General features: G+C 60.3%; 16 protein-coding genes. All 16 read left to right on the forward strand.

Annotation, left to right across the window (positions count from 1 at the left end):
* Positions 1 to 81: 81 nt before the first annotated feature.
* The 16 genes from FFV09_RS11235 to FFV09_RS11310 all read left to right on the forward strand — a co-directional run bounded on the left by FFV09_RS11235 (position 82) and on the right by FFV09_RS11310 (position 15,535).
* Complete coding sequence (locus FFV09_RS11235) at positions 82 to 1,209, forward strand: ABC transporter ATP-binding protein (RefSeq protein ID WP_141447905.1); 1,128 nt, start codon at positions 82 to 84, stop codon at positions 1,207 to 1,209.
* Between the two features lie 178 nt (positions 1,210 to 1,387).
* Entirely contained in the window at positions 1,388 to 2,326 is a 939-nt protein-coding gene (hprK, locus tag FFV09_RS11240) for an HPr(Ser) kinase/phosphatase (protein WP_141447906.1), read from the forward strand.
* Between the two features lie 51 nt (positions 2,327 to 2,377).
* Positions 2,378 to 3,430 carry a prolipoprotein diacylglyceryl transferase gene (gene lgt / locus FFV09_RS11245; protein WP_141447907.1) on the forward strand — a complete coding sequence of 351 codons (1,053 nt, stop codon included), beginning with the start codon at positions 2,378 to 2,380 and terminating at the stop codon, positions 3,428 to 3,430.
* 7 nt (positions 3,431 to 3,437) lie between these two features.
* Complete coding sequence (gene ppaX / locus FFV09_RS11250) at positions 3,438 to 4,091, forward strand: pyrophosphatase PpaX (protein ID WP_141447908.1); 654 nt, start codon at positions 3,438 to 3,440, stop codon at positions 4,089 to 4,091.
* Complete coding sequence (locus FFV09_RS11255; protein ID WP_141447909.1) at positions 4,088 to 4,579, forward strand: acyltransferase; 492 nt, start codon at positions 4,088 to 4,090, stop codon at positions 4,577 to 4,579. The genes ppaX and FFV09_RS11255 overlap by 4 nt, the downstream gene beginning before the upstream one ends.
* Before the next feature lie 224 nt (positions 4,580 to 4,803).
* Complete coding sequence (locus tag FFV09_RS11260; RefSeq protein WP_246098529.1) at positions 4,804 to 6,024, forward strand: acyltransferase; 1,221 nt, start codon at positions 4,804 to 4,806, stop codon at positions 6,022 to 6,024.
* Positions 6,025 to 6,376: 352 nt separating this feature from the next.
* The gene (locus FFV09_RS11265; RefSeq protein WP_141447911.1) at positions 6,377 to 7,561 is read left to right on the forward strand and encodes an ATP phosphoribosyltransferase regulatory subunit; all 1,185 of its coding nucleotides are present in this window, start codon (positions 6,377 to 6,379) and stop codon (positions 7,559 to 7,561) included.
* A 164-nt stretch (positions 7,562 to 7,725) separates the two neighbouring features.
* Positions 7,726 to 8,370 carry an ATP phosphoribosyltransferase gene (gene hisG / locus FFV09_RS11270; protein WP_141447912.1) on the forward strand — a complete coding sequence of 215 codons (645 nt, stop codon included), beginning with the start codon at positions 7,726 to 7,728 and terminating at the stop codon, positions 8,368 to 8,370.
* 107 nt (positions 8,371 to 8,477) lie between these two features.
* Positions 8,478 to 9,779, forward strand: coding sequence for a histidinol dehydrogenase (hisD, locus tag FFV09_RS11275; protein WP_141447913.1), 1,302 nt, complete (start codon positions 8,478 to 8,480; stop codon positions 9,777 to 9,779).
* A 73-nt stretch (positions 9,780 to 9,852) separates the two neighbouring features.
* Positions 9,853 to 10,461 (forward strand): imidazoleglycerol-phosphate dehydratase HisB, encoded by a 609-nt coding sequence (hisB, locus tag FFV09_RS11280; RefSeq protein ID WP_141447914.1) that lies wholly within the window; start codon positions 9,853 to 9,855, stop codon positions 10,459 to 10,461.
* A gap of 1 nt (position 10,462) precedes the next feature.
* Positions 10,463 to 11,089 carry an imidazole glycerol phosphate synthase subunit HisH gene (gene hisH, locus FFV09_RS11285; protein WP_141447915.1) on the forward strand — a complete coding sequence of 209 codons (627 nt, stop codon included), beginning with the start codon at positions 10,463 to 10,465 and terminating at the stop codon, positions 11,087 to 11,089.
* A gap of 48 nt (positions 11,090 to 11,137) precedes the next feature.
* Positions 11,138 to 11,872: a 1-(5-phosphoribosyl)-5-[(5-phosphoribosylamino)methylideneamino]imidazole-4-carboxamide isomerase gene (gene hisA / locus FFV09_RS11290; RefSeq protein ID WP_141447916.1), complete on the forward strand. Its 735-nt coding sequence runs from the start codon at positions 11,138 to 11,140 to the stop codon at positions 11,870 to 11,872.
* A gap of 61 nt (positions 11,873 to 11,933) precedes the next feature.
* Positions 11,934 to 12,692 (forward strand): imidazole glycerol phosphate synthase subunit HisF, encoded by a 759-nt coding sequence (hisF, locus tag FFV09_RS11295; RefSeq protein ID WP_141447917.1) that lies wholly within the window; start codon positions 11,934 to 11,936, stop codon positions 12,690 to 12,692.
* Positions 12,689 to 13,471, forward strand: coding sequence for a bifunctional phosphoribosyl-AMP cyclohydrolase/phosphoribosyl-ATP diphosphatase HisIE (hisIE, locus tag FFV09_RS11300; RefSeq protein ID WP_141447918.1), 783 nt, complete (start codon positions 12,689 to 12,691; stop codon positions 13,469 to 13,471). Before hisF ends, hisIE begins: the two co-directional genes overlap by 4 nt.
* 146 nt (positions 13,472 to 13,617) lie before the next feature.
* On the forward strand, positions 13,618 to 14,442 hold the full coding sequence (gene hisJ / locus FFV09_RS11305; RefSeq protein ID WP_141447919.1) for a histidinol-phosphatase HisJ: 825 nt from the start codon (positions 13,618 to 13,620) through the stop codon (positions 14,440 to 14,442).
* Positions 14,443 to 14,587: 145 nt separating this feature from the next.
* Entirely contained in the window at positions 14,588 to 15,535 is a 948-nt protein-coding gene (locus FFV09_RS11310) for a ribose-phosphate diphosphokinase (protein ID WP_141447920.1), read from the forward strand.
* The last annotated feature ends 26 nt before the right edge of the window (positions 15,536 to 15,561 follow it).

Consider the following 15,561-nt stretch of genomic DNA (forward strand, 5'->3'; position numbering starts at 1 on the left):
TATTCAAGTTAGAATGGAAACAGATAAAAGAAAGCCGCTTTGCTTCATACACATATCCTCAATACAGGGAGGCAACATTCAATGGCTGGTGTACGCTTAGAACATATCTATAAGAAATACGCAGGTTCCGACAAAGCAACGGTAATCGACGTTAACCTTGATATCAAAGATAAAGAATTCCTCGTCCTGGTCGGTCCTTCCGGCTGCGGAAAATCGACGACTCTGCGCATGATCGCAGGTCTGGAAGAAATTTCCGAAGGCAAACTGTATATCGGCGACCGCGTCGTAAACGACGTAGCTCCGAAAGACCGCGATATCGCGATGGTCTTCCAGTCCTACGCCCTTTACCCGCACATGGACGTATACTCCAACATGGCGTTCGGCCTGAAACTGCGCAAAGTGAAAAAGGAAGAAATCGAGAGACGCGTTCGCGAAGCGGCGAAGATTCTCGATATCGAGCATTTGCTTGAGCGCAAACCTAAAGCACTCTCCGGCGGTCAGCGTCAGCGGGTTGCCCTGGGACGCGCCATCGTACGGGATCCGCAAGTCTTCCTGATGGATGAGCCTCTCTCCAACTTGGACGCGAAACTTCGCGGTCAGATGCGCGCGGAAATCACGAAACTGGTTAAGCGCCTCGAGACGACTTGTATCTACGTAACGCACGACCAGATCGAAGCCATGACCATGGGCGATCGCATCGTCGTTATGAAAGACGGCATCATCCAGCAGGCCGCTCCGCCGGAAGATCTGTACAACAACCCGACGAACATCTTCGTTGCCGGCTTCATCGGTTCCCCTACGATGAACTTCATCAACGGCACGCTGGTCGACAAAGCGGACGGCCTGTACTTCCAGGCTCAGAACCTTGACGTCGAAATTCCGCGCGGCAAAGCTCAAATCCTGCGCGAAAAATCGATGGTCGGCAAAGAAGTCATTCTGGGCCTGCGTCCGGAAGACGTGCACGAAGAGCCGGTCTTCCTGGAAGCTTCGCCAAAAACGGTCTTCACGGCCAACGTTGAAGTTACCGAGAACCTCGGTCACGAAATGCTGCTGTACCTGACCGGCCTCGGCGGCGACACGACGATCGCCCGTGTAGACGGACGTTCGAACGTACGCGAAGGTTCCCAGGTTCAACTGGCAATCGACATGAACAAAGCGCACATCTTCGAAAGAGAATCCGAAGTGAACGTCTTCTACGACGTCAAATAATTCGGCTGCTCTCCGAAAGAGCTTACAGGGCCGCCCTTCGGGGCGGCTTTTTCGTTTGGGGCGGGCAGCGAACGAGCATTGCTTTCGATCTGTATTTCCTTTACGATGAATAAGATAGCGTTTAGAAGCGGCACGACGATTCCATACAAGAACGACCGAGAGAAGGGAAGAATACGCAATGGCTAAAAAGGTAAAAGTAGCCGAGCTGGTTCAACAGTTTCAGTTTGAAGTCGTATCGGGCGAAAAGGGATTACGCCGTCCGATCGTCGTCGACGACCTGAACCGGCCGGGACTAGAGATGGCCGGATACTTCGAATATCATTCGCCGGAGCGCATTCAGCTGTTGGGCAAAACTGAGCTGACTTTTTATCATATGCTCTCGAAAGAAGACAAGTTGGACCGGATGAGCCGGCTCTGCAGCGAAGAGACGCCGTGTATTATCGTCACCCGGTCTTTTGACGTGCCGGAAGAACTGATCGCGCTCGGCGAAGAACGCGATATTCCGATTCTGCGCAGCGGCATGTCGACGACCAGCCTGGGCAGCCGCGTTACCGGCTTCCTGGAACGCAAGCTGGCGCCGACGACGACGATCCACGGCGTGCTGGTGGATGTGTACGGCGTAGGCATCATCATTACCGGCAGCAGCGGCATCGGCAAAAGCGAGACCGCCCTGGAACTCGTCAAGCGCGGCCACCGGCTTATCGCCGACGACGCGGTCGAGATTCGTCAGAGCGCCGACAACCAGCTCGACGGCACTGCGCCGGAACTGATCCGTCACCTGCTGGAGATCCGCGGCGTAGGCATCATCAACGTGATGACGCTGTTCGGCGCGGGCGCCATCCGCAACCACAAGCGGATTACGCTCGTCGTGCGGCTGGAGAACTGGCAGCCGGACAAGCAGTACGACCGTCTGGGACTCGACGAGGAGACGACGCGCATCATCGATACGGACGTGCCGCTTGTGACGGTTCCGGTAAGACCGGGCCGAAATCTGGCCGTAATCATCGAAGTGGCGGCGATGAACTTCCGTCTGAAGCGTATGGGCTACAACGCGGCCCAGCAGTTTACGCACAAATTGACTGCGACGATCGACAACGACGCGGACGATCTGGACTAAGACGTCGACTGCTTCACATTTCATGCGGCAAACGCACGGGGAGGAACAAGAATGGGTGCATTACTGGCGATCAATCCGATCGCTTTCAGCATCGGTCCGCTGGCCGTGCACTGGTACGGGCTGATTCTCGGGCTCGGGGCCGTGACCGGCATGCTGATCGCAATGCGGGAAGGCAAGCGTTTTGGGCTGCCGCAGGAATTGTTTATGGATATTTTGCTGTTCGGCGTTCCGTCGGCCATCATCTGCGCGCGGCTCTACTACGTGGCCTTCCAATGGGACCAGTACAAAGACAATCCGCTGAAGATTTTCGCCATTTGGGAAGGCGGAATCGCTATTTACGGCGCGCTGATCGGCGCCGTGATCTGCGGCGTGGTCTATACGCGCATCAAGGGATACAGCTTTTGGCGAATCGCCGATCTCTGCGCGCCGGGCCTGCTGGCCGGTCAGCTGATCGGCCGCTGGGGCAACTTCGTCAACCAGGAAGCGTACGGCGGCGAAGTGAGCGAAAGCTTCCTGCGCGATACGATGCACCTGCCGAACTTTATCGTGAACCAGATGAATATCGAGGGCGTGTTCCATCATCCCACCTTCCTCTACGAATCGTGCTGGAACCTGCTGGGCATTCTGCTGATCTTCGTGATCCGCCGCCGCAAGTTCGTGCGTGCCGGCGAGATCTTTATCGGCTACTTTATCTGGTACGCGATCGGACGCTTCTTCATTGAAGCGCTGCGCACCGACAGCCTCGCGTTCCAGGGACCGGGCTGGCTGGCTTCGCTGATCCACGGCATGTGGACGCCGATGACGTGGTTCGGCTTCGAAGAAGGTTACCTCGACCCGGCTTACGGCAACGTCCGGATCTCGCAGCTGGTCGCGATCCTCTTCTTCGTGATCGCGATCGCGCTGATCGTGATCCGTCGCATGAACGGCCAGGCCAATATCCGGTATTCCGATCCGATCGTCTCGTCCAGACCGGAAAACGCGCCTCCGGCGATCGACGAGCGCCATCGCGCGGAGACGGGATCGGAAGCCGACCGCATCGCTGCTACGCCGTCCGATACGGACCGCACACCGCCTTCGGGTGACGATCCTCTGCGCAAGGAGTGAGAACCTCATGAATCCGGCCATACGTACCGTGCTGTTCGACCTGGACGGCACGATCATCGATACCAATCAGCTTATCATCGACTCTTTCATGAATACGGTGACCGGCTCTTCGCTGACGCGGGAGACGATCATTCCGCATATGGGCACCACGCTGCAAAATCAGCTGCGCGTCTTCTCCGGCCTCGACGATGTGCGCGAGCTGGAGCAGGCTTACCGCGCCTACAATCTGGCTCACCACGACTCGATGGTCAAGCCGTTCCCGCATGTGCAGCAGGTCATTCGTGACCTGCATGCGGCCGGGATCCGCCTCGGCGTCGTCACGACGAAGATCCGGCCGACCACGATGAAGGTGCTGGAGATGTTCGACCTGTACCGGTACATGGAAGCGGTCGTGACCGTCACCGATGTGACGCATCCGAAGCCCCATGCCGAACCGGTGCGGATGGCGCTGGAGAAAATGGGCGCGGAAGCAAAGACGGCGCTGATGGTAGGCGACAGTCCGGCCGATATCCAATCGGCCCAGAATGCGGGCGTGCGCGCCGCGGCCGTCGCCTGGTCGCTCAAAGGCGAACAGGAGCTGTCCGGCTACGGGCCGGACCATATGCTGCACGATATGCGCGACCTGTACGAATTGACCGGAACGGAGCGTCGGGAAGCATGAGAAAAACGGAGCGCCATTTCGTCGAAGACGGTCCCAACGCGCTGCGCCAGATCTACAAGACGGTCAGCCCCTGGAAAGGCGTCAAAAATTTCGTTTTTATCCAAATTGCCCGCTACTGCCCGGTGCTTGAACTGAAAAACTGGATCTACCGCCGTATCCTCCACATGAAAGTGGGCCAGGATACGGCTTTCGGGCTTATGGTGATGGTCGATGTCTTTTTTCCGGAAAAGATTACGATCGGACGCAACACGGTCATCGGCTACAACACGACCATCCTCGCGCACGAGTATTTGATTCGCGAATACCGGCTCGGCGAAGTCATTATCGGGGACGAGGTCATGATCGGCGCCAACACGACGATTCTGCCGGGCGTAACGATCGGCGACGGAGCGGTCGTAGCGGCCGGTTCGGTCGTCTACCGTGACGTGGAGCCGGGAACTTTCGTCGGCGGCAATCCGCTGCGGGTCATCGAACGGAAAAATCCTTGATTTTGTAAAAAAATCGACCTTAAAAACGCAAAATTCCTAAAAAACGACTAAAAAAAGGGATACGAGGCTGCAACGTCGGGTATAATGCGAAGAGAGCGGACAACGGGAGGCGCTTGCGCCATCCCGTTTTTCGCTTCGTCGGTAGCCGATACGAAGTCCGCATGGAACGATCAGGCAACCAGAGCGCTGCGCACGTTCGCAGCGCAACATCGCGGAAGGGAGCAATGGAGTTGAGTTCTGTTTCAATCAAAAAAGAGCGGCTGCCGCAGCTGGACACATTTCGCGCGCTGGCCATTTTGGGCGTGCTGCACGTACATGCCACCTCGCTCGCGACGGTCGAATCCGTCGAACTGAAAGCTTTTTACCTCATCAACTTTCTTAACGTCTTTTTCAGATACGGGACGCCTTCGTTTATTATGCTGAGCAGTTTCGTGCTGTTCTACAACTACTTCAACCGTCCGCTGGACGGCAAGTTGATCGGAGGATTCTACAAAAAACGGCTGCTCTACATTTTGCTGCCTTATGTGCTGTTCTCGGTCATTTATTTCATCTATAAGATGCATGTGGCGGGAACGCTCGGAACGAGCACCGAAACGTACGGGGAGATGCTGGGCCGCTACTGGAAAAACCTGAGCGAAGGCACCGCGTACACGCATCTGTATTTCGTGTACATCAGCGTGCAGTTCTACATTTTGTTCCCGCTGATGCTGAAGCTGTTCAAGTCGTCCAAATGGTTCGTGCGCTGGGCGATTCCGATCGGACTTGTGCTGCAATGGGCGTTCGTGATCTGGAACAAATACGAATGGCAGTATCAGAGCAAAGGCAGTCTCGCGATTACATATCTGTCTTATTACATGATCGGCGCCGTGCTGGCGATTCATTTCGACAAGGTACGGAGCTGGCTTATGAACGACCTCAACAAGCTGCGCACGAAAGCGTGGATCTGGAACGGGATTCTGTGGATCTCGTGGGCGGCGGTGGCGGGGGTGCATATCTGGTTCTACCAGCAGGTACGTCTCAACGGCCTGATCGTCGACACGATCTGGTACGAGATCCTGTGGAATCTGCACACGATGCTGACGGCGCTTGTGCTGATGCGGGTATCGTTCGTCCTGTACCGCAAAGGGCCGAAATGGCTGATCAAGCTGCTGACCCGGCTCGGGGAGCTGTCGTTTGCGATCTATCTCGTCCATCCGCTGATCCTCGGCTATTACCGGGATACGAAAGACTGGTTCTTCGATCAGGTACCGATGAGTTCGATGACGTACCTGATCTGGGTGTACGGAGGGCTGGTCTGCTCGCTCGTCGTCTCCTGGATCGTTACCCAGGCCATTCTGCGCTGGATTCCGGGGGCGTGGGTGCTGCTCGGAAGCGTACCTGCGTCTTTGCGTAAAAAGAAAACGGGGCCGTCCGCGCCGGTATCGGCGACCGACCGCAATCTGTGATCGATCGGAATCCCTGATCGGCCGGGTCGCGTCTCTTCTGTCGAAAAAGCTTTTTCCCCGATCGGGGAAAAAGCTTTTTTGCTGCCGCGGAGGTCGTATTTATTAGGCGTTCCTCGTTGACTCCAATACGGACAAAATGATAATATAGTCGTACGCTTTATTTTACTACCATGTTATCACGGTACCATAGTAAAGCATTGGGCTTTCCATTTTCCGCTATGCTGCCCGGCAGGCCGCCGACGATTGCGGTTGCCCGGCGGCGGGCTTTCCGATATGGTGAATATAAATAAGGGTAATGCGTAACAGGCGAGACCCGGCTGTGTACAGAGACGAACTCATAGAGGTGAATATTATGTCCAAACCGAAAGGCTTTGAAAAACCGGTCGGCGTGCGCGATTATCTGCCGCGCGCGACGAGAAGGCTGCGCCGGATCGAACGCAGCGTGCTCGACTGCATGGGCCGCTGGGGCTACGACCCGATCAAGACGCCGACGATGGAATATTACGATACGGTCGGCATCGCAAGCTCCACGCCGGATCGCAAATTGTACAAACTGCTCAACAACCGCGGACAGACACTCGTCCTGCGCTCCGACATGACGGCGCCGATCGCGCGCGTCGCTTCGTCGCTGCTGCGCGAAGAACCGCTGCCGCTGCGGCTGTCTTATCACGCGAACGTGTTCCGCGCGATCGAAGAAGAAGCGGGCCGCGAAGCGGAATTTTTCCAGACGGGCGTCGAACTCGTCGGCGACCGTTCGCCGGAGGCGGACGCGGAAGTGATCGCGCTCGCGATCGCTTCGCTGCAGGCGGCCGGCGTCGGCACGTTCAAGTTCGCGATGGGGCATGTCGGCTTCCTGAACGGGCTGTTCGACGAAGCGCTGCCGGATCGCTCGGACGCGCAGCAGGCGCTCAAAGAGCGGCTGCTGCATCGCGATTACGTGGGCTTCCGCGAGACGGCGGAGTCGCTCGGTCTGAAGCCCGAGCAGCAGGAAGAACTCGAAGGGCTGCTGCGTCTGCGCGGCGGCGTCGAGGTCTGCGAGCAGGCGGCCGGGCTGAGCGGCCATACGCTTGCGCAGGAGTCGCTTGCGCATCTGCGCAGCGTCTGGGAAGCGCTGGTCGACTACGGCGTGTCGCAGCATGTCCTGATCGATCTGACGATGATCGGGGATTTCTCGTATTATACGGGCATGGTCTTTGAAGGCTACGCGGCGGAACTCGGGTTCCCGGTCTGCAGCGGCGGCCGTTACGACAATCTGCTGCGGCAGTTCGGCCGCGACGTGCCGGCTACGGGCTTCGCGCTGAAGACGACGCGCATTCTCGACGGCGTGGACGATCCGGCGGGCGAAGAAGAACGCCCGGCGCTGATCGTGTACGAAGCGAACCGGCGGGCCGAAGCATTGGCCGAAGCCGCCCGTATCCGGGCGGAAGGCGGGGCCGCGGTCACGCGCCTTGCGGCGGAGAGCGCCGGGGAAGAGAGCGAGAGCGGCCGTTACAGCCGGGTGCTGCGATTGACGGCGGAGAACGCGCCGGCGAACTGAACGGCGGCGACCGGCGAAGAGGGCCGCGTCATGGACGGATTCGGGCACGCATCACAGTCCGAACGGAAGCGGAAGCCGACGTGAAGGAAGTCTGAAGAAAGTCTGAAGGAATTTGAATCGAAGGAAGCCGATATAGAATCTTTTGACAAGAGGAGGAGAGAAGCATGGGAGAAGTGCTGAAGGTGGCGATGCCGAAAGGGCGCATCTACAAAAAGGCCGCGCAGCTGTTCCGAGAAGCGGGCATCGTCATTCCGGACGACGTGGACGACTCGCGCCGGCTAGTCATTCCGATTCCGGAAGCGAATATGGAGTTCATCATGGCGAAGCCGGTCGACGTGCCGACCTACGTCGAATACGGCGTGGCCGATATCGGCATCGTCGGCAAGGACGTGCTGCTCGAAGAGAACCGCGACGTATACGAACTGCTCGATCTTGGCATCGCGCGCTGCCGCATGTCGGTCATCGCGCTGCCGGACCGGCAGCCGGGTATCCATCTGCGGGTAGCGACCAAATATCCGAACGTCGCGGCGCGTTATTTCCGCGAGCAGGGCGAGCAGGTCGAAGTGATCAAGCTGAACGGCTCGATCGAGCTGGCGCCGCTGATCGGCCTGGCCGACCGGATCGTCGATATGGTCGAGACGGGGCAGACGCTCAAGGACAACGGACTGGTGGAGCTCGAGAGCATCTTCGGCATCACGAGCCGCCTGATCGCGAACCGGGTCAGCTACCGGATGAAGAACGACGCGATCCAGCAGCTGTGCGACAAGCTGGAAAAGGTCATGCCGGGCGCCGGCGCGGCAAAAGTCTAACACGGTCGCCGGGGACGGGACGCTGCGTCGCGCTGCGCTGCGTGAAAGTGTACGCGGAGACTCTGCCCGACCCCGGACCCTGATTACAAGAAGCGGGAGGAACCCCCATGAAGATCGTACAAGCGGCACAGTTCGATCTGCGCCGGGACGTGGAATACGGCTCGGAAGAGCAGGTCGCGATCGTCAAGCGGATCGTCGGCGACATCAAGGCGGAAGGCGACGCGGCGCTGCTGCGCTACACCGAGAGCCTGGACCACACGAAGCTCGAAGCTTCGCAGCTGCGCGTCACGGACGCGGAGCTGCAGGCGGCCTACAGCCGCGTCGAGCCGTCCTTTATCGAAGCGATCGCGGCCGCGGCCGCGAATATCCGCGCTTTCCACGAACGGCAGAAGCGCAATTCCTGGATGGACCTGCAGCCGGACGGCAGCCTGCTGGGACAGATCATCCGGCCGCTGCGCCGGGTGGGCGTCTACGTACCGGGCGGCAAAGCCGCCTATCCGTCTTCCGTGCTGATGAACGTCATTCCCGCCCAGGTGGCGGGCGTGCCGGAGATCGTCATGGTCACGCCGCCGGCAACGGGCGGCCGCGAAGGGATCGATCCGTACATTCTCGTCGCGGCGGCGGAAGCCGGCGTGAACGAGATGTACCGCGTCGGCGGCGCGCAGGCGATCGCGGCGCTCGCCTACGGCACGGACAGCATCGAGCGGGTCGACAAGATCTGCGGGCCCGGCAATATCTATGTCGCGCTGGCCAAGCGCGAAGTGTACGGGCTGGTCGATATCGACAGCCTGGCCGGACCGAGCGAGATCGTCGTCCTCGCGGACGAGACCGCCGACCCGGAATACGTGGCGGCCGACCTGCTGTCGCAGGCGGAGCACGACGAACTGGCTTCGGCCATTCTCGTGACGACGTCGGAACGCGTGGCGGAATACGTCTCCGCCGAGGTGGAGCGGCAGCTGTCGCTGCTGCCGCGCGAGAACATCGCGCGGGCTTCGATCGAGAACTACGGCGCGATCATCGTGACCGGGAGCCTCGAAGAAGGCATCGCCGTCGTGAACCGGCTGGCGCCGGAACATCTGGAAGTGATGGTGCAGAATCCGGTCGACTGCCTGGGCCTGATCGAGAACGCGGGCGCGATTTTCCTCGGTCCGTACAGTTCCGAGCCGGTCGGCGATTACTTCGCCGGGCCGAACCATATTATTCCGACGAACGGCACGGCGCGCTTCGCTTCGCCGGTCGACGTGGACGATTTTATCAAAAAATCGAGTCTGATCCAATACAGCAAGCAGGCGCTGCTCGCCAATGCCGCAACGATCATGGAGCTGGCACGCCGGGAAGGGCTGGAAGGCCACGCGCGCGCGATCGAAGTTCGGGTGAACAAGGAAGGCGCGGCGCGCCGGGCAGACTGATCACACGGACGCCGCGCCGCCTGGCGGAACGCGGCGGGCCGAATTCAACAGACGAGAAAGCGGGGCAACAGGGATGACGGAAGCCAATCAGGCAGGGGCGCGCAGCGCAAGCATCGCGCGCAAGACGAACGAGACGGATATCAAGCTGTCGTTCGGAATCGACGGAACCGGCGTATCGGAAATTTCGACGGGGGTTCCTTTTCTCAACCATATGCTCGACCTGTTCGCGAAGCACGGCCAATTCGACCTGAACGTCGACGCGGACGGCGATATCGACATCGACGACCACCACACGGTCGAAGACATCGGCATCTGCCTGGGCGGGACGCTGCTGGAATCGCTTGGCGACAAGCGCGGCATCAAGCGCTACGCCAGCGTGTTCGTTCCGATGGACGAAGCGCTTGCGCAGGTCATCATCGACGTAAGCGGACGCCCGCACTTCGAGTACCGCGCGGAGTATCCGTCCAATCTCGTCGGCACTTTTTCCACCGAGATGGTGCATGAATTCCTGTGGAAGTTCGCGCTGGAATCGCGTATCACGCTGCACGTCATCGTGCACTACGGCCGCAATACGCACCATATGATCGAAGCGGTGTTCAAGGCGCTCGGCCGCGCGCTCGACGAAGCGACATCGATCGATCCGCGCGTGACCGGGGTGCCGTCGACGAAGGGAGTGCTGTAACATGACCGTCGCGATCGTCGACTACGGCATGGGCAATCTGCACAGCGTGAGCAAAGCGGTGGAGCGGCTCGGCTACGAATACCTGATCACCGGCGACGAAGTCGAGATCATGCGGGCTTCCAGCGTGCTGCTGCCCGGAGTGGGCGCGTTCGGCGACGCGATGAGCCATCTGCGCGACACCGGCCTTGACCTCGTCATGCGCCGCGCCGCGGGCGAAGGCCGTCCGCTGCTCGGCATCTGCCTCGGCATGCAGCTTCTGTTCGACGGAAGCGAAGAGCACGGCGACCACGAAGGGCTCGGGCTGCTGCCGGGGCGCGCGGTCCGGTTCCCGAGCGGAGAGCTCAAAGTGCCGCATATGGGCTGGAACCGGCTGGACTTCACGCGCGGCGGCGAGCCGCTGCTCGGCGGGCTGGAAGAAGGGCACGTCTACTTCGTCCATTCGTACCACGTGGAGCTGGGCGAGCCGGGCGACCTGATCGCGTCGGCGGACTACGGGCTGCCGGTCACGGCGATCGTGGGCCGGGAGAACGTCTACGGCATGCAGTTCCATCCGGAGAAAAGCGGGGAGCTGGGCATGAACCTGCTGCGCAATTTCCTGAAGCTGTCCGAAGGATCGGGCAGGTTCTGAGCGGACAAGCGGTTTGACAAGCATATGGAGGAAAAAGGAGAGCTGACGATGACGGCATTTACGATCTATCCGGCAATCGATATTCGCGGCGGCAAATGCGTGCGGCTGCTGCAGGGCGATTACGACCAGGAAACGGTGTTCAACGAAAGCCCGCTCGAAGCGGCGAAGCAGTGGGCAGATCTCGGCGGCCCGTACATCCATCTGGTCGACCTTGACGGAGCCAAAGCGGGCCGTCCGGTCAATCATGAGCTGATCGGCAGTATCGCTTCGGCGCTGAACGTGCCGGTGCAGGTCGGCGGCGGCCTGCGTACGTTCGAAGACGTGCGCCTGCTGCTGTCGCTTGGCGTGAGCCGGGTCATTCTGGGCACGGCGGCGATCGAAGACAAGGCATTCACGGAAAAAGTGCTGGCCGAATACGGCGACCGCGCGGCGATCGGAATCGACGCGAGAAACGGCTTCGTGGCGACGAGAGGGTGGCTTACGACGTCCGAAGTGCGCGCGGAAGACCTGGCGAAGGAATTGGCGGCCAAAGGCGCGGAAACGTTCATCTTCACCGACATTTCGCGCGACGGCATGATGCAGGGGCCGAACGTGGAAGCGATCCTGAGTCTGGCCAAAGCGTCGGGCAAAACGGTGATCGCGTCGGGCGGCGTGAGCGTGCAGGCCGATCTGGAGCGCCTTGCGGCGCACACGGCGGACGGCATCGGCGGAGCGATCGTCGGCAAAGCGCTGTATACGGGCAGCATCGACCTGGCGGCGGCGCTGCAGGCGGTCGGGCGTTAAGCGGACCGGCATTCAAGCGGATTCGCATGTAAAAAGAACGGGAGTCGAAAGGAGGAGCCGTATGCTCGCGAAACGAATCATTCCGTGTCTGGACGTCAAGGACGGGCGCGTGGTCAAAGGAGTTAATTTCGTCAATCTGCGCGATGCCGGCGATCCGGTCGAACTGGCTTCGGTCTACGACCGGGAAGGCGCGGACGAACTCGTCTTCCTCGATATTTCGGCGTCGGTCGAAGGACGGGCCACGATGGTCGAGGTCGTGCGCCAGACGGCGGGAGAGATTACGATTCCGTTCACGGTCGGAGGCGGCATCTCGCAGGTGGATGACATGAAGCGTATTCTGCGCGCGGGCGCCGACAAGACGGCGGTCAACACGGCGGCGGTCCTGCGTCCCGAACTGATCGCCGAAGGCGCGCGGCGCTTCGGCTCGCAGTGTATCGTGCTGGCGGTCGACGCCAAGTACAACGCGGAGTGGGAAGAATGGGAAGTGTACACGCACGGCGGACGCAAGCCGACCGGCATCCGTGCGCTGGAATGGGTGCGGCGCGCCGAATCGCTCGGAGCGGGCGAGATCCTGCTGACGAGCATGGACGCGGACGGCACCAAAGACGGCTTCGACCTCAAGCTGACGCGCGCGGTCTGCCGCGAAGTGTCGGTGCCGGTCATCGCCTCGGGCGGAGCGGGCACCTCGGAGCATTTCTACGACGTGTTCACGGAAGGAACGGCGGACGCGGGACTTGCGGCGACCATTTTCCATTACAAAGAAATCGCGATTCCGGACTTGAAGAATCAATTGAAGCAAAAAGGAGTCGAAATCAGATGAATAGAGAAAACGATGTGACCCTTGCGCCCGGGCAGTTTGCGGCGCAGGTCAAATGGGACGCGCAGGGGCTGGCTCCGGCGATCGTGCAGGACGCGCACAGCAAGGAAGTGCTGACGCTCGCCTACATGAACGAAGAATCGCTGCGCCGCTCGATCGAAGAAGGCGAGACGTGGTTCTGGAGCCGTTCGCGGCAGGAATTTTGGCACAAAGGCGCGACTTCGGGCAATGTGCAGCGGATCGTCTCGCTGAGCTACGATTGCGACGGCGACGCGCTGCTGGTCGGCGTCATTCCGGCCGGACCGGCTTGCCACACGGGACGGGTAAGCTGCTTCTTCAACAAGGCGGAGCTTGCGGGCGGAGCGGCGGAAACGGGCGTGATCGACGCGGCCGGCGCCGGTGCGGAAAGCGAGCGCGTGCTCGGTTCGGAGCCGGAATTCGCGCAGACGTCGGCGGCTTCTGCCGGAGCGCAGGAGTCGGCCGGACGTTTCGACGTGCTGGGCGAACTGGAAGGCATCATCGCCGAACGCGACCGCGAACGGCCGGAAGGCGCGTACACGACGTATTTGTTCGAAAAAGGGATCGACAAGATTCTCAAAAAAGTCGGCGAAGAAACGGCGGAATCGATCATCGCGGCCAAAAACGGCGACAATGCCGAACTGCGCCTCGAAGTGAGCGACCTGATCTATCACCTGCTCGTGCTGCTGCAGGAGCGCAAGCTTCCGCTGGACGAGATCATGGACGAGCTGGCGCGCCGGCACGAACGTCCGCGCCGCGACTGACCGGAATCGCCCAGACGCTTCGGGCCCGAAGCGAAGCCGGACGGCGATCCGCAGCCGGGCAGGCATGTGGATCACAACGGCGGACACCCGGCAGACGGCCGGTGCGGTCCGCTTTTTCTATCGGACAAGTGAGAGGAGAAAATCTGATGCTCATCGATTACCATACGCACCACGAGCGGTGCGGTCATGCCGTCGGCACGCTGGAGCAGTACGTGCTGCGCGGCATCGAGCTCGGCCTGGGACAGCTCGGTTTGTCCGACCATATGCCGCTGCTCCATGTCGACCCGGCCCGCTACTATCCGGAGATGGCCATGCCGATGGACGAGCTGCCTCGCTACGTCGAGGAAGTGCTGGCGCTCAAGCAGAAATACCGGGATCGTATCGATATCAGGCTGGGACTCGAAGGCGATTACATCCAAGGCTTCGAGAACGAGATCAAGGCTATCGTCGACGCCTATCCGTGGGATTACGTCATCGGCTCGGTGCATTTCCTCGGCGAATGGGACGTCACCGATTTTCGGCAGACGGCCGGCTGGGAAGGGCGCGATCCGCTGGACGTCTACCGGACGTATTACGACGCGGTCGGACGCGCGGCGGAGACCGGCTTCTACGATATCGTCGGCCATTTCGACGTGATCAAGCGTTTCGGCTACGGCCCCGCGCCGGAGCAGGCCGCGGAGCGGGAAGCGGCCGAGAACGAAGCGCTGCGCCGGATTGCGGACAGCGGCATCGCGATGGAGCTGAACGCTTCCGGCCTGACCAAGCCCTGCGCGGAGATGTTTCCTGCGGAAGGGCTGCTGCGCCGCGCGCTTGCGCTCGGCATTCCGCTGACGCTCGGGTCCGACGCGCATGATCCGGCGAAGCTGTCCGAGAATCTGGACAAGGCCCGTACGCAGCTGCTTGCGCTCGGCGTGCGCGAGGTGGCGACGTTCGATCGCCGTAGGCGGACGATGATCGCTTTAACGGAATAAAAAGCGGGAGACGCCGTTTTCGGCGTCTCTTTGCTTTTGCCGCTCCGGCGATTGGGGTATAATCAAGGCAAGTCCAAGGAACACTTTATCGATTCGCGGAGCAAGTCCTACGCGGTATACACAAAATAAGATTCGGGAGGGTGCCATGCAGCACAGGATGCGTGTATTTTCAGGATCGTCCAATCCGGGTCTGGTGGACCGGATCTGCAACGATTTGGGCGTTACGCCCGGCAAGGTCAAACTGACCAAATTCAAGAGCGGCGAGAGTTACGTACATTACGAAGAAAGCATTCGCAATCTGGACGTCTTTCTCGTGCAGTCGCTGTCCCATCCGATCAACGAGCATTTCGTCGAACTGCTCGTCATGATCGACGCCGCCAAGCGGGCTTCCGCCCGTACGGTCAACGTGGTCATTCCCTACTACGGATATGCCCGCCAGGAGCGCAAAGCCGCGCCGCGCGAACCGATCTCGGCCAAGATGGTCGCGGACGTGCTGACGACGGCCGGCGCGAGCCGCGTCGTCACCATCGAACTGCACGCGGCCGCCATCCAAGGATTTTTCAACATTCCGGTCGATCACCTCACGACGCTCGATCTGATCGCCAATTATTTGCGCAGCAAAAACATTACCGATCCGGTCGTCGTGTCTCCGGACGCGGGCCGCGCGAAGCTCGCCGAGAAGCTGGCGAACCGGCTCGATTCGCCGGTCGCCATCATGCTCAAGAAACGTCCGGCTCACAATCAGGCGATGATTACCCACGTGATCGGCGACGTCGAAGGGCGTACCCCGATCATCATGGAAGATCTGATCGATACCGGCTCCACGATTCTCAAAGTGGTGGAAGGACTGAAGGAACGCAACGCCAAGGACTCGATCGTCTGCGCGACGCACGGCGTATTCTCGGACGGCGCGCTGCAGCGCCTGGAACATCCGAATATCCAGGAAGTCGTGATCACCGACTCGATCGCGCTTCCGGCGGACCATTCGGACCGCTTCACCGTACTGCCGGTCGCTCCGATGCTCGCCCGGGCCATCCACATCATCCTGGAAGGCGGATCGCTCGCGACGCTGTTCAGCGACTCGGGGATCTGACCGGGATTTGACGGGGATCTGACCGT

Origin of the sequence: Saccharibacillus brassicae (genome assembly GCF_006542275.1) — a bacterium.
Lineage (GTDB): Bacteria > Bacillota > Bacilli > Paenibacillales > Paenibacillaceae > Saccharibacillus > Saccharibacillus brassicae.